The organism is Streptomyces capitiformicae (genome assembly GCF_002214185.1).
GTDB lineage: Bacteria > Actinomycetota > Actinomycetes > Streptomycetales > Streptomycetaceae > Streptomyces > Streptomyces capitiformicae.
Map to the genome: position 1 here is coordinate 6,186,141 of NZ_CP022161.1, position 20,552 is coordinate 6,206,692.

The 20,552-nt window shown below is 69.5% G+C and carries 16 protein-coding genes, 1 other RNA gene and 1 pseudogene; 8 read left to right on the forward strand and 10 right to left on the reverse strand.

Going from position 1 to position 20,552, the window contains the following annotated elements:
- Window positions 1-51: 51 nt before the first annotated feature.
- Entirely contained in the window at window positions 52-1,026 is a 975-nt protein-coding gene (locus CES90_RS27580) for a LysR family transcriptional regulator (RefSeq protein WP_189786814.1), read from the reverse strand.
- Between the two features lie 83 nt (window positions 1,027-1,109).
- Between CES90_RS27580 and CES90_RS27585 the strand changes: the two genes are divergently transcribed.
- The 7 genes and pseudogenes from CES90_RS27585 to CES90_RS27615 form a co-directional block, all read left to right on the forward strand.
- Window positions 1,110-2,540, forward strand: coding sequence for an MFS transporter (locus CES90_RS27585; RefSeq protein ID WP_189786815.1), 1,431 nt, complete (start codon window positions 1,110-1,112; stop codon window positions 2,538-2,540).
- 149 nt (window positions 2,541-2,689) lie between these two features.
- Entirely contained in the window at window positions 2,690-3,985 is a 1,296-nt protein-coding gene (locus tag CES90_RS27590; protein WP_189786816.1) for an ABC transporter substrate-binding protein, read from the forward strand.
- 316 nt (window positions 3,986-4,301) lie between these two features.
- Window positions 4,302-5,285, forward strand: a complete 984-nt coding sequence (locus CES90_RS27595) for a carbohydrate ABC transporter permease (RefSeq protein ID WP_189786817.1) — start codon at window positions 4,302-4,304, stop codon at window positions 5,283-5,285.
- Window positions 5,282-6,106 carry a carbohydrate ABC transporter permease gene (locus CES90_RS27600; RefSeq protein ID WP_189786818.1) on the forward strand — a complete coding sequence of 275 codons (825 nt, stop codon included), beginning with the start codon at window positions 5,282-5,284 and terminating at the stop codon, window positions 6,104-6,106. The genes CES90_RS27595 and CES90_RS27600 overlap by 4 nt, the downstream gene beginning before the upstream one ends.
- Before the next feature lie 10 nt (window positions 6,107-6,116).
- Window positions 6,117-8,423: an alpha-xylosidase gene (yicI, locus tag CES90_RS27605; protein ID WP_189786819.1), complete on the forward strand. Its 2,307-nt coding sequence runs from the start codon at window positions 6,117-6,119 to the stop codon at window positions 8,421-8,423.
- Window positions 8,417-9,424 carry a LacI family DNA-binding transcriptional regulator gene (locus CES90_RS27610; protein ID WP_189786820.1) on the forward strand — a complete coding sequence of 336 codons (1,008 nt, stop codon included), beginning with the start codon at window positions 8,417-8,419 and terminating at the stop codon, window positions 9,422-9,424. The genes yicI and CES90_RS27610 overlap by 7 nt, the downstream gene beginning before the upstream one ends.
- A gap of 140 nt (window positions 9,425-9,564) precedes the next feature.
- A pseudogene (locus CES90_RS27615) lies at window positions 9,565-10,218 on the forward strand (glycoside hydrolase family 3 N-terminal domain-containing protein); the annotation flags it as partial.
- A gap of 92 nt (window positions 10,219-10,310) precedes the next feature.
- On the opposite strand, the gene ssrA reads toward CES90_RS27615, so the two are convergent.
- From ssrA to ftsE, 5 genes are all read right to left on the reverse strand, one after another.
- Window positions 10,311-10,712: a transfer-messenger RNA gene (ssrA, locus tag CES90_RS27620) on the reverse strand.
- 85 nt (window positions 10,713-10,797) lie between these two features.
- Window positions 10,798-11,337, reverse strand: a complete 540-nt coding sequence (gene smpB / locus CES90_RS27625; RefSeq protein WP_229914288.1) for an SsrA-binding protein SmpB — start codon at window positions 11,335-11,337, stop codon at window positions 10,798-10,800.
- Window positions 11,338-11,430: 93 nt separating this feature from the next.
- Window positions 11,431-12,672 carry a S41 family peptidase gene (locus CES90_RS27630; protein ID WP_189786822.1) on the reverse strand — a complete coding sequence of 414 codons (1,242 nt, stop codon included), beginning with the start codon at window positions 12,670-12,672 and terminating at the stop codon, window positions 11,431-11,433.
- Between the two features lie 67 nt (window positions 12,673-12,739).
- On the reverse strand, window positions 12,740-13,657 hold the full coding sequence (gene ftsX / locus CES90_RS27635; RefSeq protein ID WP_189786823.1) for a permease-like cell division protein FtsX: 918 nt from the start codon (window positions 13,655-13,657) through the stop codon (window positions 12,740-12,742).
- Between the two features lie 45 nt (window positions 13,658-13,702).
- Window positions 13,703-14,392: a cell division ATP-binding protein FtsE gene (ftsE, locus tag CES90_RS27640; RefSeq protein ID WP_009320785.1), complete on the reverse strand. Its 690-nt coding sequence runs from the start codon at window positions 14,390-14,392 to the stop codon at window positions 13,703-13,705.
- Window positions 14,393-14,614: 222 nt separating this feature from the next.
- On the opposite strand from ftsE, the gene CES90_RS27645 reads away from it, so the two are divergent.
- Window positions 14,615-14,806 (forward strand): hypothetical protein, encoded by a 192-nt coding sequence (locus CES90_RS27645; protein ID WP_189786824.1) that lies wholly within the window; start codon window positions 14,615-14,617, stop codon window positions 14,804-14,806.
- Between the two features lie 83 nt (window positions 14,807-14,889).
- Here CES90_RS27645 and CES90_RS27650 read toward each other — a convergent pair whose 3' ends face one another.
- The 4 genes from CES90_RS27650 to CES90_RS27665 all read right to left on the reverse strand — a co-directional run bounded on the left by CES90_RS27650 (window position 14,890) and on the right by CES90_RS27665 (window position 20,505).
- Window positions 14,890-15,693: a hypothetical protein gene (locus CES90_RS27650; protein WP_208921457.1), complete on the reverse strand. Its 804-nt coding sequence runs from the start codon at window positions 15,691-15,693 to the stop codon at window positions 14,890-14,892.
- 321 nt (window positions 15,694-16,014) lie between these two features.
- Window positions 16,015-17,121 carry a peptide chain release factor 2 gene (gene prfB, locus CES90_RS27655; RefSeq protein WP_189786826.1) on the reverse strand — a complete coding sequence of 369 codons (1,107 nt, stop codon included), beginning with the start codon at window positions 17,119-17,121 and terminating at the stop codon, window positions 16,015-16,017.
- Between the two features lie 230 nt (window positions 17,122-17,351).
- Window positions 17,352-18,596: a serine/threonine-protein kinase gene (locus CES90_RS27660; protein WP_189786827.1), complete on the reverse strand. Its 1,245-nt coding sequence runs from the start codon at window positions 18,594-18,596 to the stop codon at window positions 17,352-17,354.
- Window positions 18,597-18,756: 160 nt separating this feature from the next.
- Window positions 18,757-20,505: a serine/threonine-protein kinase gene (locus CES90_RS27665; RefSeq protein WP_189786828.1), complete on the reverse strand. Its 1,749-nt coding sequence runs from the start codon at window positions 20,503-20,505 to the stop codon at window positions 18,757-18,759.
- Window positions 20,506-20,552 lie beyond the last annotated feature (47 nt).

Below are 20,552 nucleotides of genomic sequence, written 5' to 3' on the forward strand. Positions count from 1 at the left end.
ACGCACCCGTGTGCCCATGTAAACGTTTGAGGAATGTGTGGTGATGTGATGTCAGGAGAAGCTCATCATGATGAGTGCATCTGTGGCCGGAATCCACCCTTCCTCTGGAATTGATAGCCATACTTCCGCCCCCGCCAACTCGGCCACCGCCCGCCGCAGCGCATCGAGCCCCGGATGCGCGAGCCCCTTCCGCCACACCATCGAGACAGGTGACAGCGGTACGGGATCGACGAGCGGCCGTGACACGGTGCGCGGCAGGGGAGGAAGGTCCACGACGGCGAGCACGGGAGTGCCCGTCTTCGCCATGAGCCGACCGAACTCCTCCGGCCCCACGGCGAGCGGCACCGGCGGCGCGACCTCGATCCCCCGCCCCTCGAACAGCAGCTCCGCCAGCTCCGTCCACTCCGGCGTACGGGGATTCCCGGCGCCCGCGTACACGCGCTCACCCGCGAGCTCCGCCAGCGGCACGACGTCCAGCGCGGCCAGCCGATGGTCCTCGGGCACGATCACCGCCATCGGCTCGCACCGCACCGGCTGCTGTTCGAGCCGCGCCCGCACCGCCGGTTCGAGCCCGGCGAACCTCCCGAACGACACGTCGAGCCGTCCGCCGAGGATCTCGGCGGCCGCGTACGTCAGCCCGCTCTCGTAGCGCGCCATCAGCTCCAGCTCCGGGGCGAGCTCCCGCGCCCGGTGCAGCACCCGCCGCCCGGTGGCCAGCCCCGACGAGTTGAGATCCACGAGCAGCGGCCGCGCCTGCCGAAACGCGCTCACCAGCTCGTCCTGCGCCTCCAACACCCGCCGTGCGTACGGCACCAGCCGCTCCCCGTCCGCCGTCAGCATCACCTGCCGAGTGGTCCGCACGAACAGCTCCGCCCCCAACTCCCGCTCCAGCCGCCGAATGTCCCGACTGAGCGCCTGCTGAGCGACGTAGAGCCGAGCGGCGGCCCGAGTGAAGTGCAACTCGTCGGCGACGGCGAGGAAGGAGCGGAGAAGACGGGGTTCGACGGCTCGGGGTGCGGCAGACATCCGGCGAATTTACAACTGGGGTGCGTGAATGGCCACGGAGTAAGTGTTGGACGGTTGATCATGCGCAGGGCGACGGTGATCCCATGCCGATATCGCCCCACGAAAGGGCCCACAAGCCCCTGCTCACGGTCACCGCCGACCAACTCGTGGCGGCCGACTTCAGCCCTCGCCGACCCAAGGGGCGCGGGGAACTGCGCGACAAGCCACACACAACCCGCACCCGCCAACGCACCCAACCCCCCGCCCCCTCCCGCGCCCCCTACAGCCACCTGTTCGGCCTCCCCGGAACGCGCCGCTTCGCCGCGGGCGGCATCCTCGCCCGCCTCCCCATGGGCATGTTCAGCGTCAGCGCCATCCTCATGATCGCCGCCCGCCACGACTACGCCCTCGCCGGCGCCGTCGTGGCGACCGGCCTCGCCGCAACCGCCCTGGTCGCCCCCTGCACCGCCCGCCTGGTCGACCGCCACGGCCAGGCCAGGATCGCGGTCCCGGCAACCGCAATCGCCCTCCTCGGCAGCCTCGCCCTCATCGCCTGCGTCCACTGGAACGCCCCCACCTGGACCCTGTTCGCCTCCTACGCGGCGACCGCCACCGCCCCCAACACCGGCGGCATGTCCCGCGCCCGCTGGGCCCACCTGCTGAAGGACGACCCGGCCGCCCTCCACACCGCGAACTCCTTCGAACAGGCGGCGGACGAACTCTGCTTCATGCTGGGTCCGGTGCTGGCGGCCTTCCTCTGCACCACCCTCTTCCCGGAGGCCGGCACCCTGACAGGCGGCCTGGTCTGCATGACCGGCGTCCTGATCTTCGCCGCCCAGCGCGCGACCGAGCCGCCCCCCACCGGCCGTACGACCGCGAGGTCCCCGATCCGCACCCCCGGCTTCCCCTCCCTCCTGGCCGTCTTCCTCGCCATGGGCGCGGTGTTCGGCTCCCTGGAGGTCGTGACGATCGCCTACGCGGACGCCCGGGACAACCCCCCGGCGGCGGGAGTGATCCTCGGCCTGCAGGCGGCGGGGTCATGCGTGGCGGGCCTGGCGTTCGGGGCGCTGAGAGTGAAGGGCTCGGCAGACCGCCGTTTCCTCCACTGCCTCACCGCGATGACGGCCCTGATGGCCCTGCCCTGGCTCACGGCGTCCACCCTCGGCTCCCTCCTCGCCCTGGCCCCCGCCCTCCTCCTCGCCGGCATGGCCACCGCCCCCACCATGGTCACCGCGATGACGATCGTCCAGCGGCGCACCCCCGAGGGCCAGTTGAACGAGGGCATGACCCTCGCCGTCACCGGATTGCTCGGCGGAATCGCGGCCGGATCGGCACTCGGCGGCTGGATGGTGGAACACGGGCCGGGACCGGACACCGCCGGATTCGGCGTACCGGTACTGGCCGCCGGGACGGCCCTGCTGCTCGCCCTGTTCGGCCGCTCGCACAGGATGAGTAGCAGAACGAGCAGCAGAACGAGCAGCAGGGCGAGCGGCACGGCGGGCAGCAGGACCACCGATTTGCCCGCGCCCCATTGACGCACCACCGACTCGCACATAACTTCGCCCGTCGAAGCGCTTCGACGTCACGCATCGAAACGATTCGACTACGCCGTTCGACACCCGTACGGCCGCTGCGTGGCGCCCAGATACGTCCGATACCCATCCGACTCCCCTGGAGGCACAGGATGTTGACGGCACGAAGGCGTGCGACGGCGGTCGCCGCGGTGGCTCTGAGCGGAGCCCTGCTGCTGACCTCCTGCGGTGACTCGGACAGCGGGTCCTCCGACGCCAAGACCCTACGCCTCTGGCACTACGAGGGCCCCGACAGCGCGATGGGCGTGGCCTGGGCGGAGGCCATCAAGGAGTTCGAGAGGACGCATCCCGGCATCAAGGTCGAGTTCGAGGAGAAAGGTTTCGAGCAGATCCAGAAGACCGCCCCGATGGTCCTCAACTCCTCCGACGCGCCCGACCTGATGGAGTACAACAAGGGCAACGCCACCGCCGGACTGCTCTCCAAGCAGGGTCTCCTCACCGACCTCACCGGCGAGGCCACGAAGCGCGGCTGGGACAAGAAGCTCAGCGCGGGCGTCAGAACCACCAGCCAGTACGACGCGAACGGCGTGATGGGCTCCGGCAACTGGTACGGCGTGCCGAACTACGCCGAGTACACGATGGTCTTCTACAACAAGGACCTCTTCGAGAAGCACGGCATCGCCGAGCCGACCACCCTCGCCGAACTCACCGCCGCCATGGACAAGTTCGTGGACGCGGGCATCACCCCACTCGCCAACGCGGGCGCCGAGTACATGGCCCAGCAGTACCTGTACCAGCTGGCGCTGAGCAAGGCGGACCGCGCCTGGGTGGACTCGTACGAGCTGTACAAGGGTAAGTCGGACTTCCATGACGCGGCCTGGACGTACGGGGCGGAGACCTTCGCCGACTGGGTGGAGAAGGGGTACATCAGCGAGAAGTCCAGCGGCACGAAGGCCGAGGACGCGGGCGTGTCGTTCATCCAGGGCAAGGCGCCGATCCTGTTCTCGGGGAGCTGGTGGTACGGCCGCTTCAAGGCGGAGAACAAGTTCGACTGGGGCACCTTCCTGTGGCCCGACACGAACCTCACCCTCGGCTCCGGCGGCAACCTCTGGGTCGTCCCCAAGGGCGCCAAGAACAAGGAACTGGCGTACGACTTCATCGACATCACCATGTCGGAGAAGATCCAGAACCTGCTCGGCGACAAGGGCGGTGTCCCGGTGGCCGCCGACCCGGCCGCCATCACCGACCCGCAGGCCAAGGACCTCATCGCGGACTTCAACGCCCTCTCCGACAAGGACGGCCTGGCCTTCTACCCCGACTGGCCCGTCCCCGGCTTCTACGACGTCCTCGTCTCCGAGACCCAGAAACTGATCACCGGCAGCGCGGAGCCGGACGCCTACCTGGACGCGATCGGTGAGGCGTACGAGAAGGACGTACCGGAGCATTGAACCCTCCCCCAGCCGAAACAGGGGGATTCCTGGCTCAGGTTGCCCGTCCGGTCAGCAGACGGTCAGGTCTCACACCCTCAACACCAGCCGGGTTGGAACCAGCCCGGTTTGGTACTGCAAGCAAAGGAGTTGCTGTGCTGGCTTGGCTCTCGCTCAGCACGGTGTACGCGCTTGGCTCTCACAACGCACGACGCAGGCCCTACCCGATCACGTGGACGGTCCTTCGCCCTGGAGGCGAATCCCCGTTCCTCGCACTGCTCCGCAGGGGACCGATTCGTCCCCGACCTGAAGGCCGCAGCATCCTCGGAGGCATCCAGTGACGGTGACCGTCGAGCGGGGCCGGGGCCAAGGGCGGGGCCGGGGAGGGCGGACCGTCACCAAGAGCCGCCCCGGCCGCCCGCGTCCCCGCGACTCCTACGCCCTGTTCCTCCTCCCCGGCGTCCTCGCCTTCCTCGCCGTGATCGTCGTGCCGTTCCTGATGAACACAGGGGTGAGCTTCACCGAATGGCAGGGCGTGGGGACGCCGGAGTGGTCGGGCCTCGCCAACTACCGGGAGCTGATGGACGACGCCGACTTCTGGGCGTCGTTCCGGCACAGTCTGTTCATGGTGGTCGCCATGGCCGCCGTACCGACCGCGGTCGGGCTCGTCCTCGCCGCCGCCCTGTTCGACCACATCGCCAAGCACCACGGCTCGAAGGTCGTCGCCGTCCTGCGCGCCTGCTTCTACCTCCCGCAGGTGCTGCCGATCGCGGTCGCCGGCATCGTGTGGAGCTGGATCCTCGCCCCCGAGAACGGCTCCCTCAACGAACTCCTCGACGCCGTCGGCCTCGGCTCCTGGCAGCAGGACTGGCTCGGCGACCCGGACCTCGCCCTGTGGTCCGTCATGGGCGTCATGGTGTGGGTGCAGCTCGGCTTCCCGCTGGTCGTCTTCATGGCGGGGCTCGGGCGCGTCGACCCCCAGCTGTACGAGGCCGCCGAACTGGACGGCGCCGGCTGGTGGCGCCGCTTCTGGCACATCACGCTGCCGCAGATCCGCCCGGAGATCCATGTCGTCCTGCTGTGGTGCACGATCGCCGCGCTCAAGGTGTTCGGCGCGGTGTACGTCCTGACCAAGGGCGGCCCCGGCGGTGCCACCGACGTGCCGTCGTACTTCTCCTTCACCACGTTCTTCGAGAAGACCCAGGTCGGTTACGGCGCCGCGATCTCCACCGTCCTGACCGTCATCATCCTCGCCCTGGCCCTGATCGGCCTGGGGCTCCAGACCCGCGCCGAGGACGCCGAGGAGGGGCTCCGCACATGACGACAGCCGTACGCCGCTATCCGGTGCTCGTCGCCCTGGTCATCGCGGCCCTCTTCATGGTCGTCCCGTTCCTGATCGTCGCCGTCAACGCGGTCAAGTCCCCGGCGGAGTACGCCCAGAACGGCCCGCTCAGCCTCCCCGAAGGGATGTACCTGGACGGTCTCAAGGACTTCTGGGAACGCGTCGACTACGGCCAGAAGCTCTTCAACTCCCTCCTGATCAGCGGCTCCGTAGCCGCCCTGGCCGTCGCCTTGTCCATCCTCAACGCGTACGCGATCGGCATCGGCCGCGTCCGGGGCCGTACCTGGGTGCTCGCCTTCTTCGTCCTCGCGAACATGCTGCCGCAGGAGGCGCTGGTCTACCCGGTCTACTACCTGAGCAAGGAAGTCGGCCTGTACGACACCAGGTTGAGCGTGATCATCGTCTTCACGGTGATCCAGGCGGCCTTCGGCACGTACCTCCTGTCCTCCGTGCTCGGCCAGTTCCCCCGCGAGATCATCGAGGCCGCCCGGATCGACGGGGCGGGCAAGTGGCAGGTGCTCTGGCGGATCGTCGTCCCGGTCAGCCGCCCCACCCTCGGCGTCCTGTCGGTCTTCTTCTTCATCTGGACCTGGAACGAGTTCCTGCTCCCCCTGGTCATGCTGATCTCCAACGACAACCAGACGGTGTCGGTGGCGCTCGGTGTCCTCCAGGGCCAGCGTCTGATGGACGCGACGATGACCAACGCGGCCGCCCTCCTCGGTGTCCTGCCCGCCCTCGTCTTCTTCCTCGCCTTCCAACGCACCCTCACCCGCGGCATCGCCGTGGGCGCCGTGAAGTAAGGACCCCCACATGAAGTTCACCGATGGTTACTGGCTGCTCCGTGAGGGCGTGACCGCGGCCTACCCGGCCGAGGTGCTGGACGTCACCGAGTCGGACGGCGTCCTGGAGATCCACGCGCCGACCAGACCCGTCCGCAGCCGCGGCGACCTGCTGAAGGGACCGGTCGTGACGATCAACGCGCACAGCCCGATGCCCGACGTGATCGGCCTCACCCTGACCCACCTCACGGGCGAGCAGCCCCGCGGCCCCGAGTTCGAACTCACCGAGGACGAGACCACCCCCCAGGTCTCGTACGACGACGAGCACGCGACCCTGACCTCGGGCGCGCTGTCGGTCCGGGTCGCGCGCGGCGGCCCCTGGCAGGTCGACTTCCTCGCCCACGGCCGCACCCTCACCACCAGCGGCGCCAAGAACATGGGCATCATGCGGGACGCGACGGGGGCGCACTACCTGCGCGAACAGCTGAACCTGGGGGTGGGCACGTCCGTCTACGGCCTCGGCGAACGCTTCGGCCCGCTGGTCAAGAACGGTCAGGTCGTCGACATCTGGCAGGCCGACGGCGGCACGTGCAGCGAGCAGGCGTACAAGAACGTGCCGTTCTTCCTGACGGACGCGGGCTACGGCGTCTTCGTCGACCATCCGGGCAAGGTGTCGTTCGAGGTGGCGTCGGAGGTGGTGTCGAGGGTCCAGTTCAGCGCGGAGACCCAGGAGTTGACGTACTACGTCATCTACGGCCCGACCCCGAAGGACATCCTCCGCAAGTACACGGCCCTCACCGGCCGTCCGGCGCTCCCACCCGCCTGGTCCTTCGGCCTCTGGCTCTCCACCTCCTTCACCACCTCCTACGACGAGGAGACGGTGACCTCCTTCATCGACGGCATGCGGGAGCGCGCGCTGCCCCTGTCCGTCTTCCACTTCGACTGCTTCTGGATGCGCGAGTACCACTGGTGCGACTTCCAGTGGGATCCACGCGTCTTCCCCGACCCGGAGGGCATGCTGGCGCGGCTGAAGGCACGCGGGCTGCGGATCTGCGTATGGCTCAACCCGTACATCGCCCAGCGCTCGCCGCTGTTCGCCGAGGGCAAGGCCGCCGGTTATCTGCTGAAGCGCCCGGACGGCAGCGTGTGGCAGTGGGACCTGTGGCAGCCGGGCATGGCCCTGGTCGACTTCACCAACCCGGCCGCCCGAGCCTGGTACGCGGCGAAGCTCGAAGCCCTCCTCGCCCAGGGCGTCGACTGCTTCAAGGCCGACTTCGGCGAGCGGGTGCCCACGGACGTGGCCTGGTCCGACGGATCGGACCCGGAGCGGATGCACAACTACTACACGTACCTCTACAACCGGACCGTCTTCGACGTCCTGCGCAAACACCGCGGCGAGGGCGAGGCCGTGGTCTTCTCCCGCTCGGCCACCACCGGCAGTCAGCGCTTCCCCGTGCACTGGGGCGGCGACTGCGAGGCCACATACGAGTCGATGGCCGAGTCCCTGCGCGGCGGCCTCTCGCTCGGCCTGTCCGGCTTCGGCTACTGGAGCCACGACATCGGCGGCTTCGAGGGCACCCCGACACCCGCGCTGTTCAAACGCTGGATCGCCTTCGGCCTGCTCTCCTCCCACAGCCGCCTGCACGGCTCGTCCTCCTACCGCGTCCCCTGGCTCTTCGACGACGAATCGGTCGACGTCCTGCGCACGTTCACCCGCCTGAAGCTCAGCCTCATGCCCTACCTCTACGAGGCCGCGCGCACCGCCCACACCGAGGGCGTGCCGATGATGCGGGCGATGGTCCTGGAGTTCCCCGACGACCCCGGCTGCGCCCATCTGGAACGCCAGTACATGCTCGGCCCGGACCTCCTCGTCGCCCCCGTCTTCAGCGACGAGGGCGACGTCACGTACTACGTCCCCGAGGGCACCTGGACCCACTTCCTGACCGGCGCGGCGGTCACCGGCCCCCGCTGGATCCGCGAGCGCCACGACTTCCTCAGCGTGCCGCTGCTGGTACGCCCGGGAGCGGTGATCCCCGTGGGCGCGACGGTGGACCGCCCCGACTACGACCACGCCGACGACGTCACCCTGCACGCCTACGGCCTGGAACGCGGCGCCCAGGTCACGGTCCCGGTGGGCGAGGCGACCTTCACCGTCGTACGGGAGGGAAACGTGCTGCGGGCCTCGTGCAGCGACCCGCGAGCACCGTGGGGCCTGTCGGCGGAGGGCCGCGAGGTCCGCGCCCGGGCCGGCACCGGCTTCCTGACCATGGACCTCGACCCGGACCCGGACCCGGACCCGTCCCCAGCCCCGGAAACGGCAGGTGAAGCCCGATGGTGAAGATCACTGACGTGGCCCGGCACGCGGGCGTCTCCCCCAGCACCGTCTCCTACACCCTCAGCGGCAAACGCCCCATCTCGGCGGAGACCCGGGCCCGGGTCGAGGCGTCCATCCGCGAACTCGGCTACCGCCCCCACGCGGGCGCCCGCGCCCTCGCCAGCAACAAGTCGAACGTCCTCGCGATGGTGGTGCCGCTACGGGCCGGCATCAACGTCCCGGTGGTCATGCAGTTCGCGGTCTCGGTCATGACGACGGCCCGCGAGTACGACCACGACGTACTCGTCCTCACCCAGGAGGAGGGCGAGAAGGGCCTGCGGCGCGTGGCGGACACCGCCCTGGTGGACGCCCTGATCGTGATGGACGTCCAACTCCACGACCCCCGCCTGCCGTTGCTCCGCGCCCTGGACCGCCCCTCGGTGCTGATCGGCTTCCCCGCCGACCCCGCCGGCCTGACCTGCATCGACCTCGACTTCAAGGCGGCCGGCGAACTGTGCGTGGAGCACCTGGCCGGCCTCGGGCACCGCGTGATCGGCCTGATCGGCTCACCCCCGGAGGTCTACGTCCGCCAGACCGCCTTCGCGCAACGTGTGGTCCAGGGCTTCACCGCGGCCGCCGCCCGCCACGGCATGTCGTCCACCGTCCACCCCTGCGAGGCCACCCCGGCCGCCGCCCGCACGGTCGCCGAGCGCCTCCTGCGCGAACAGCCCGCCCTCACCGGCGTCGTCATCCACAACGAGGCCATCCTGGAACCCCTGATCGACGCCTTCGAACACCTCGGCCTACGCGTCCCCACCGACCTCTCCCTCACCGCCCTCTGCCCGGACGACCAAGCCGAGACCCTCCCGGTCCCGGTCACCTCGATAGCCATCCCCTCGAGGGAGGTGGGCGAGCAGGCGGTACAGCTCCTGATGTCCAAGCTGGACAACACCCCGGTCCCGAGCGCGACGTTACTGAGGCCCAGCCTGACGGCGAGGGCGAGCACGGCCCCGAGGGCCGTATAGCGCCGAGGGCTGTATAGGGGAGGGCTTGCCCGGTTCTTTCAGGGGCGCGGGGAACTGCGCGACAAGCCCTCACTCACCCGCACCCGCCGAACACCCATGTCCGCCCGAGCTACTAGGCGAAAACCCGAAGGAGCCCCGACATGAAAGGCAAGCGAAGAGCCACACTCATAACCACCCTGGCCCTACTAACAGGTCTCGCCGTAACCACCCCCACAACCGCCGACGCCCCGGAATACCCCTTCCGCAACCCCCGACTCCCCACCACCCAACGCGTCAACGACCTCCTCTCCCGCCTGACCCTGGACGAAAAGGTCTCCCTCCTCCACCAGTACCAACCCGCAATCCCCCGCCTCGACATCGCCCCCTTCAAAGCCGGCACCGAAGCCCTCCACGGAGTGGCCTGGCTGGGCGAAGCCACGGTCTTCCCCCAAGCAGTAGGTCTGGCCTCGACCTGGAACCCGGCACTCATCAAGAGAGTCGGCTCCGCGGTCGGGGACGAGGCCCGTGGCTTCCACCGAGCGCGGCGCACCGGCCTCAACCTCTGGGCCCCAGTCGTCAACCCGCTGCGCGACCCCCGTTGGGGCCGCAACGAGGAGGGCTACTCCGAGGGCCCCCGCCTGACCAGCGCCATGGCGACGGCATACGGCACCGGCCTGACCGGCGGCGACCCCGACCACCTCAAAACGGCCCCCACCCTGAAGCACTTCCTGGGCAACAACAACGAGGTCAACCGCACGACAGCCTCGTCCGCCCTGCGCCCCCACGTCCTCAAGGAGTACGAGGAGCCGGCGTACGTTCTCCCTGCGCTGAGGCACACATGACGAAGGCCCCGCTGCCCGAGAGCAGCGAGGCCTTCGCCCACATGGGGTGCCCACACGCGGTGGGATCGTGGAGATGGCGGGAATCGAACCCGCGTCCAACGGTGCGGAATCAGGGCTTCTCCGTGTGCAGTTCGCTGCGCTTTTCTCGGCCCCGGCGATCACGCGAACAAGTCGCCGACGGGCCCAGTCACTGTTAGATTTCCCTCTTCACCCCGTGACCGGGATCAAGGTTTAGTCCCCTAGCTGATGCCAGGATCCGGGTCGGGAACAGCCCCGGGCTGACACTCCCATTAAGTGAGAGGCTCGGTCTCGCTACCTGGATCAGGCGGCGAGAGCGAAGCGCTGCTCGGGAGAATCGCTCTTAACAGTGGCGATTATTTTTTTCGGCCTGTGGTTCACGAGATCATGGCCGCTTCCTCGACACGCTTCCCCTGCTTCGACATCCGCTGTCGAAACCGATCATCCCCATGTTGTTTTATCAATGCTCACACCGGGGTGACCCGGTGTTGGTGCCATCGTACGTGACCAACGCGAGCGCATGCCACCGTATTCCTACGCACGCTGCCTGCGCTTGGCCGCCGCGATCGCGCGGTCCGACTCGCGCCGGTCCTGCTTCTCCCGCAGGGTCTGGCGCTTGTCGTACTCCTTCTTGCCTCGGGCGAGGGCGATCTCGGCCTTGGCGCGGCCGTCCTTGAAGTACAGGGCGAGGGGCACGATCGTGTGGCCCGTCTCCTGGGCCTTGACCTCCAGCTTGTCGATCTCCTCGCGGTGCAGCAGCAGCTTGCGCTTGCGGCGCGCGGAGTGGTTGGTCCAGCTGCCCTGGTGGTACTCGGGGATGTGGGCGTTGTGCAGCCACGCCTCACCCCGGTCGATCTGGACGAAGCCGTCGGTCAGCGAGGTCCGTCCCTCGCGCAGCGACTTGACCTCGGTACCGGTGAGGACGAGCCCGGCCTCGTAGGTGTCGATGATCGCGTAGTCGTGCCGGGCCTTCTTGTTCTGGGCGACGATCTTCTTCTTGCCGCCCTTCTCGCCGTCCCTGGCCTTGGCGGCCGTCCCGCCCTGCTTGGGCTGGGACTCCTTCGGTACGTACATTCCCTTGCTCATAGTGCCGTCCATTTTCGCACTACGGAGGGGGTCGGCGGGAAGCCGATTAACGCCCTGGACCCCGGAACGGCTACTCGGCGGCTACTCGGCCTCGCCGAGCCCGCTCAGTACGGTCTCGGCGCGCTGCACGGCGTCCTCGTCGGCTTCGAGGTCGGGGGTGATGCCACGGCCGTCGAGGCCGCGGCCGGAGGGGGTGCTGTAGTGGCCGACGGTCAGTTCGGCGACGGAGCCGTCGGGGAGGCGGCTCGGCATCTGGACCGAGCCCTTGCCGAAGGTGCGCGAGCCGACGACCACCGCGCGGCCGCGGTCCTGGAGGGCTCCGGTGAGCAGTTCGGCCGCGCTCATCGTGCCGCCGTCGACGAGCGCGACCAGGGGTCTGGTGGTGTCGCCGCCGGCGTCGGCGTGCAGGGCGCGCTGCTCGCCGTCGACGTCGTACGTGGCGACGAGGCCGCCGTCGAGGAAGGCGGAGGCGGTGGTGACGGCCTCGGTGACCAGGCCGCCGGAGTTGCCCCGCAGGTCGAGGACGAAGCCCGAGGCCTCGGCGGCCTGCTCGACGGCGGCCCGCACCATGTCGCCGGAGCCCTTGGTGAACGCGTCGACCTTGATCACGCTGACCCCGTGGGCGAGCCTGCTGACGGTCACGTCCTCGGTGGACAGACGGGCCCTGCGCAGGGTCTCCCGCCACATCCGGGTGCCGCGCTGCAGACCCAGCGACACCTCCGTGCCGGCGCTCGCGGCCTCGGCCTCGTCGCCGCGCGCGTCGCCGCGCAGTAAGGAGACGACCTCGGTGACGGGACGGCCGTCGACCTTCTCGCCGTCGACGCTGACCAGCCGGTCGCCGGTGCGGATCCCGGCCTCGTCGGCGGGCGAGCCCTCCTGGACCCGGGTCACCTCGATACGGCCGTCGCGCTCCAGCCGGGCCCACAGCCCGACGCCGGTGTACTCGCCGTCGAGGGCCTCCTGGAACTCCTCGTACTCGCCCTCGGAGTAGACCGCGCCCCAGCGGTCGCCGCTGCGGCTGACGGCGCGCTTGGCGGCCTCCATGGGGGACTTGCCCTCGGCCATGGCCTGCGCGGCGGCGTCGGCGACGTCCTGCCGCCGGTCGGCGCGTACCTCGCGTGCCGTACCCGCGGCGGCGGTGGTCGCCCCGTACGGGCCGTCGAAGGAGCCGGTCGCGGCACCCATGGCGAGCACGGTCGCGAAGACCAACGCCAGCGCCGCCCCGCGGCGGATGCGGCGGGTTGAAACAGAAGGGGTCGCGCGCAGCGCGTCGGACAGGGCGGTGGCGGGCGACGGGCGGGTGAAGAGGTCCGGGCCTGACATGTCGGCGAGTCTAGGACAAGGCGAAGGGCCGTACCGGAGCTTGCCGGTACGGCCCTATTGGCGTGCGTCACACCTTCAGGTACTTGCGCAAGGCGAAGAAAGCGGCCAAGGCGGGCATCAGGAAGCTCGCCGCGAGGATGAGCGGCAGCTTGGTGAGGACCGCGTCCCAGCCGACGAAGTTGATGAGCGGAAGGTTCGTGGACAGTGACACTCCGTTGTCGATCACGAAGTACTGCCCGAGGACCAGGAAGCCGCAGGCGAGCGTGCCGCCGATGACGCCGGCGACCGCGGCCTCCATGATGAACGGCGCCTGGATGTAGAAGCCGGAGGCGCCGACCAGCCGCATGATGCCGGTCTCACGACGACGGCTGAACGCCGAGACGCGCACCGTGTTGACGATCAGCAGCAGCGCCACGACCAGCATGACCGCCATCACACCGCGCGCCGCCCAGTTCAGATACCCGAGCAACTTGAAGAGGTTGTCCAGGATGCCCTTCTGGTCCTGCACCGACTGCACCCCGTCACGCCCGTTGAAGGCGCTCGCGATGACCTGGTACTTCTCCGGGTCCTTCAGCTTGATGCGGTACGACTCCTGCATCTGGTCCGGGGTGAGGCTGCTGGCCAGCGGCGAGTCGCCGAACTGCTCCTTGTAGTGCTTGTACGCCTCGTCCTGCGACTCGTAGGCGACGTTGTCGACGACCGACATCTTGCCCAGGTCGGACTTGATCTGGTTCTTCTGCTCGGTCGTGACCGCGCCCTTGGCGCAGTTGGGGTCGGACTCCGCGTCGCTCTTGTTGCACAGGAAGATCGACACGTTGACCTTGTCGTACCAGTAGCCCTTCATCTGGCTGACCTGGTCGCTCATCAGCAGCGAGCCGCCGAACAGGGCGAGGGACAGGGCTACGGAGACGATGACCGCGAAGGTCATGGTGAGGTTGCGGCGGAGACCGACTCCGATCTCCGACAGTACGAACTGGGCGCGCATGGCGTCTGGTCAAGCCTTTCCGTGGACAGTCGTCATCAGACGCGGTCAGTGCTGGTAGCCGTAGACGCCGCGCGCCTGGTCGCGGACGAGGCGGCCCTTCTCCAGCTCGATGACGCGCTTGCGCATCTGGTCCACGATGTTCTGGTCGTGGGTCGCCATCACCACGGTGGTGCCCGTCCGGTTGATCCGGTCGAGCAGCTTCATGATGCCGACGGAGGTCTGCGGGTCGAGGTTGCCGGTGGGCTCGTCCGCGATCAGCAGCTTGGGCCGGTTCACGAAGGCCCGCGCGATCGCCACGCGCTGCTGCTCACCACCGGACAGCTCGCCCGGCATCCGCTCCTCCTTGCCGCCGAGCCCGACCAGCTCCAGCACCTGCGGCACGGACTTGCGGATCTCACCGCGCGACTTGCCGATCACCTCCTGCGCGAAGGCGACGTTCTCGCCGACCGTCTTGTTCGGCAGCAGCCGGAAGTCCTGGAACACCGTCCCGAGCTGGCGGCGCATCTGCGGCACCTTCCAGTTGGACAGGCGCGCGAGATCCTTGCCCAGGACATGCACCTGCCCCTGACTGCACCGCTCCTCCCGGAGGATCAACCGCAGAAAGGTCGACTTTCCGGAGCCGGAGGACCCCACGAGGAACACGAACTCGCCCTTCTCGACCTCCAGGGACACATCCCTGAGTGCGGGGCGGGTCTGCTTCGGGTAGACCTTGGACACGTTGTCGAATCGGATCACGGATGCACCACAGGCCGTCGGGGAATGGATGACGGTGACTGTACCGCTACCCCGGCTCGGTAAGGGGCGCGGGACGTCTCGCCCTTCTCTCGCAAGGACCCCGCGCTTAATTTCCGGGAACCTGGCACAGTGGAGTGATGGACCGGCGACGAAACAGGAACGTCCCGGCGCCGCGAAGCGTTGAGGTATGCGTGTGAGGCCACTGCTAGGAGGGCGAGGCGCATGACGTACGACCGGTTGGTGTGCGCGAACTGCGCGTCGCCCGTCGCCGAGGGCCGCTGCCACGTGTGCCGGGCCAGCCGTGAACGTCTCCAGCAGGAGAACCCGTTCGCGGCCCTGAGCCCGATGACGCTGATCGCCCTGCTGGCGATCCTGATAGCGGCAGTTGCACTGCTGGCCCACCAGACGGCATAGAACTAGCCGGACGTACGACGACGAAGGCCCGGGGCTGGCTGCCCCGGGCCTCATCTCTGTCTGTGCGGCTGTACGCGAATGCGTTACGCCGCGGCGCCACGGCCGGCCATGAGGCGCGGCAGCATGCGGAAGCCGATACCGCCGGCGATCATCGTGGCGGCGCCGACCAGCAGGAACGTGGTCTCGGCGGCACCGGTCTCGGCGAGCTCGCCGCCGTTGCCGGTGCCCTGGGCCTCGGCCTCGGACCCGGTGTCGGTCAGCTGCGAGGAGCCCTCTTCCTGGACGACCTCGTCGTTGCCGCCGTCGGGGTCGGTGCCACCGGAGGTGGAGTCGTCGCCGCCGATGGTGGAGGAACCGCCGCCGGTGCTCTGGTCACCGGAGGTGCCGTTGGACGAGCTGCCCTCGGACGTGCCGTTGGAGGTGCCGTTCGAGGTGCTGCCCTCGGACGTGCCGTTGGACGTGCCGTTCGAGGTGCTGCCCTCGGACGTGCCGTTGGACGTGCCGTTCGAGGTGCTGCCCTCGGACGTGCCGTTGGAGGTCCCGTTGGACGTGCTGCCGTTGGACGTGGTGCCCTCAGAGGTGGTGCCCTCGGAAGTCGTCCCCTCCGACGTGGTGCCTTCAGAGGTGGTCCCCTCGGAGGTCGTACCCTCCGACGTGGTGCCCTCCGTGGCGCCGATGATGGTGTTGCCGTCCGTGGTGCCGTCGGTGTCGCCCCCGGTCTGGACCGAGACACCGACATTGGCGGAGACACCGTCGTCGGTACCGACACCGATACCGACGCCGAGGTCCAGCGCGGAAGCGGCACCCGCGGCGGTCAGCGACGCGCCGGCGGCGATCACGGCACCCGCGGCGATACGCGCCACGCGGATCCGCGTCTTCTTCGTCATATGGCTGCTACCCCCAGTAGCTGATCAGTAAATGGAGCAGCGCCCGGGGCCGCGATCAACGGGGGCAGTCGCTTGGTCTCGAAGTTCCCCGGTTCACATGCGCCCCAGTAATGCGCATGCCATCCGCCAGCCTTCCCACTTTTCGCAGCAACGTCAAGGTCGTTGCGTACGCGATGTCCCGTTCACCGCTTTTGACGGCAGCAAGGTCATGTGAGTGTGACGTAAAACCCAGACATCCTCACACAGACAAGGCAACTGCCGTCCGAAGAACGGCAGTTGCCTTGTCGATAAAGCGCTGAAACTGTCGGGGGTTTTCTCCCGCTACTTCTCCTGCTGCTTGCGCCAGCGAATTCCGGCCTCCAGGAAGCCATCGATCTCGCCGTTGAACACGGCCTCGGGGTTGCCCACTTCGTGCTCGGTGCGGAGATCCTTGACCGTCTGGTACGGGTGCAGGACGTACGAACGCATCTGGTTGCCCCAGGAGTTGCCGCCGCCGCCCTTGAGCGCGTCCATCTTGGCCTGCTCCTCCTGCCGGCGCCGCTCGAGGAGCTTCGCCTGGAGGACGTTCATGGCGGTGGCCTTGTTCTGGATCTGCGACCGCTCGTTCTGGCAGGAGACGACGATGCCGGTGGGGAGGTGGGTCAGCCGCACCGCGGAGTCGGTGGTGTTGACGCCCTGACCGCCCGGCCCGGACGACCGGTACACGTCCACGCGCAGCTCGGACTCGTCGATCTCGATGTGGTCGGTCTGCTCGACGACGGGCAGCACCTCGACACCGGCGAAGGAGGTCTGGCGGCGGCCCTGGTTGTCGAAGGGCGAGATCCGGACGAGCCGGTGGGTGCCCTGCTCCACGGAGAGCGTGCCGTACGCGTACGGGATCTGCACGGCGAAGGTGGTCGACTTGATGCCGGCCTCCTCCGCGTACGACGTCTCGTAGACCTCGGTCTTGTAGCCGTGCTGCTCCGCCCAGCGCAGGTACATCCGCTGGAGCTTCTCGGCGAAGTCGGCGGCGTCGACACCACCGGCCTCCGCGCGGATGTTGACGAGGGCCTCACGGGCGTCGTACTCGCCGCTGAGGAGCGTCCGGACCTCCATCTCGTCCAGCGCCTTCCTGACGGAGGCGAGCTCCGACTCGGCCTCGGCGCGGGTGTCCGGGTCGTCCTCCTCCTCGGCCATCTCGAAGAGGACACCGAGGTCGTCGATACGACCGCGGAGCGCCTCGGCCTTCCGCACCTCCGCCTGGAGGTGGGACAGCTTGCTCGTGATCTTCTGCGCCTCGTCGGGGTTGTCCCAGAGGGACGGCGCGGCCGCCTGCTCCTCGAGCACGGCGATCTCTGCCCTCAGCTTGTCGAGGTCCAAAACGGCCTCGATCGACTCCATGGTCGAGGAGAGGGACTTCAGCTCTTCGGATACATCGACGACTGCCACGCCCCCAGCGTAACGGCTCCGCCGAGTAACCAAGGCGGGGTGGCCGCAGCGTGGGGTACGCACCGGGCGCCGGGACACGCCCTGGGGGCTGCCGCCCCCAGACCCCGCTGGGGGATGAGGGGGTGGCTGCGATGCGTGTTGTATGCGCGGGTGGGTGGGGGTTGCTCGCGCAGTTCCCCGCGCCCACCTGCCAGACAATCCGCACCCCCGAGCTCTCGGGCGCCGGGCAGTCAGGGGTTACCCGGAGCTGAATTCTTCGTGTCGGACGGCGCCGTACCGTCGTCGCCCCCGGAGGTGACCGCCCAGGCCCCCACTCCCACCGCGGCGACCAGCGCGACGGCCGCCGCGCTCAACGTGATCCGTCGCCGCCGAGCCACCGCGGAGCGGTTCCGCGCGGACCCCGGCCGAGGCGCCCCCGCCGGCCGCGGCACCCGCGCGGTCCCCCGCGCACCCCCGGCCAGCTCATCCGGCCCCGGCACCCGCATCGACGTATGCGTGTCCCGGTTGGAGTCCGGCTTCGCACCCGGCACGAGCGGCACGGCCCCCCTCCGCACCCGCTCCCGAGGAGCCGCGGCCTCAGCGGAAGCGGGAGCCTCCTCGTACGCGTCCCCGCTCTCCGTCCCCGGCTCGTCGACATCCAACGGCGGCATCCCCGCCAGCAACGGCAGCTGCTCCCGCAACCGCGCCGCCAGCTCGGACGCCCGCAACCGCGAGGCCGGCGCCTTGGCCAGACACTGCACGAGGAGCTGCCAGAGCTCCTCGGGGATTCCGGGGAGAGGGACGACCGTCTCGGTGACGTGCCGGCGCAACACCGCCCCGGGATGTCCCCCGCCGAACGGCGTGAAGCCCGCGAGCAGCTCGTAGAGCACGGTCGCGAGGGCGTAGATGTCGACGGCGGCCCGCGGCGGCAGGCCCTCCACGATCTCGGGGGCGAGATAGTCCGGCGTTCCGATGATCTTCGTCGCACGGGTGCGGCGAGGAGAATCGATCAGCTTCGCGACGCCGAAGTCGGTCAGGAGCGCCGGGTGCGCGCCGCCGGGGCCGAGGGGGCCCTGCATGTCGAGGAGGACGTTCTCCGGCTTCACGTCCCGGTGCACGACCCCGGCCGCGTGCGCCGCCGCCAGGCCGTCGGCGATGTCGGCCACTATGGCGACCGCCGCCTCGGGGGCCATCCGCCGCTCCCGCTCGAGGCGGGTGCGCAGATCCGTGCCCCGGACGAGGTCCATGACGAGGGCGAGGTCGTTGCCGTCGACGACGAGGTCGCGTACGGACACCACGTTGGGGTGGTCGAGGCCCAGGAGTGCGGTGCGCTCCTGGACGAAGCGGCTGACGAGTTCCTGGTCGGACGAGAGGTCCTCGCGCAGCAGCTTGATGGCGACGGGGCCCTCCGGGCCCTCACCCAGCCACACCGTGCCGGCGCTGCCCCGCCCCAGAATCTGGTTCGCGGTGTACCGGCTTCCGATCTTCCGTCCCAAGACTGCTCCTACAGGCCGCGTGTTGGCGACAAAGCTACGCGCCCGAAGAGCCGACGTTCACCGCCGAGGCGGAAATCACCCCTCAGATGTCGACAAATCCCCAACCTCAGCTGCCGACGGACCCGCGCCCCAAGGGACTTGGGGCGCGGGGGGTCGGGGGTTACTGGCCTGTGTCGCCGCCGGAGCCCGTGCCGGGGTCGTTGCCCAGCTCGCCGATCCAGTCGCTTGCCGTGCTGAACCAGTCCGTGAGCTGGGCCCACCAGCTCTTGGTGGTGCCGACCCACTCCTGCAGGGGCGTGAACTCCCAGATCAGCCAGCCGCCGACGAAGAGGAGGACGATCATGAAGAGGCAGCCCTTGAGGCAGCCGAGGCCCGGGATCTTCATCGGGTTGGCGCTGCGCCGGCGCGGCTCGCGGGGCGGCCGGGGCTCGCGCTGCGGGCGCGGGGCGGGCTGCTGGGGCTGCGGGGCGGGGGCGTAGCGCTGGGGCTGCTGACGCTGCGGCTGCTGGGGCTGCGGAGGTGCGTAGCCCTGTTGCTGCTGCGGCTGGCCGTAGCCGGGGGCGCCCTGCGGCGGGCGCTGCTGGCGGCGCGGCTGCTGCGGGGGCTGCTGGGGCGGGTGCCCTGCCTGCCGCTGGGGGCGGCGGCGCAGCGGGTCCTCGCTGGGGTCGAGGTACTGGACCTGGGTCTGCTCGTTGCGGTCGCGGGCGGCGCGGAGCTGGTTCTGCCAGGGGTGAGGCTGCTCGCCCGGGTCGTGCTGCGGCACGGGCGGCATGACGGAGGTCGGGTCGGCGCCGCCCGGCCCGCCTCCGGGCCGGCCGCCGGTCTGCGGGAGTACGGCGGTGGGGTCGGCCGCGCCCGCGGGCTGGTTGCCCGGGCCCGAGGTGTGCGGGAGCACGCTGGTCGCGGCATTCGGGTCGTACGAGCCGGCACCCTGCGGCAGTACCTGCGTCGGGTCGGCCGAACCGAACGGCTCGGGGGCGCCGGGCACCTGCGCGGGCGCCGGGTCGGGGGCGAGGATATGGCCCACACCCTCGGCGGCGGCGATCTGCATCGAGTTCGCGTGCACGCCGACGCCCTCGGCGACGATGCGGAGCGCGCGGGCGAGGTTGACGGCGCTGGGCCGTTCCATCGGGTTCTTGCGCAGACAGCGCTCGATGACCGTCCACAGCGGGTCGGGGACGGTGGACGGGCGGCGCGGCTCGGCGCTGAGGTGCTGGTGCAGCACTTCGAGGGAGGAACCGCCGCTGAACGGCGGGCGCCCGGTGACCAGTTCGTACATCAGGATGCCGGCGCCGTAGATGTCGACGGCGGAGGTCTGCGGCCGGCCCTCGGCGGACTCGGGGGCGACGTACGCGGGCGTGCCGACGAACTCGCTGGTCCGGGTCAGGCCCGGGGAGTCGGCGAGACGGGCGATACCGAAGTCGGTCAGCATCGGGTGCATCTCGCCGCCGTCCTGCTTGAGCAGGACGTTGGCGGGCTTCAGGTCGCGGTGGACGACGCCGTCGGCGTGGCTGGCGGCGAGCGCGTCGGCGACCTGGGCGGTGAGCAGGGCGGCGCCGACCGGCGTGAACGGGCCGTTCTCACGGAGGTAGCGGTGCAGGTCCGGGCCGTCGACCAGGTCCATGACCAGGGCGAGCAGATCGCCCTCGACCACCAGGTCCCGTACCCGCACGATGTTCGGGTGGGTGAGCCGGAGCAGCACGGAGCGCTCCCGCAGGAACCGCATCACGACGTCCGCGTCGTTGGCGAGCTCCTCCTTGAGCACCTTGATCGCCACGGTCTCACCGGGCTGTCCCGGCACCGCCGCCTCGGCCCCCGCGGTCTCTCGCTGGCGGGCGCGCCAGACAGTGCCTGTGGCGCCGCGTCCAAGCGGCTCCTCAAGGAGGTACTTGCTCCCTACCGGCCGCACGTCATGCGCTCCCTGCTGCTTGCTTGGCTGGTCCGTCCTCGTCATTC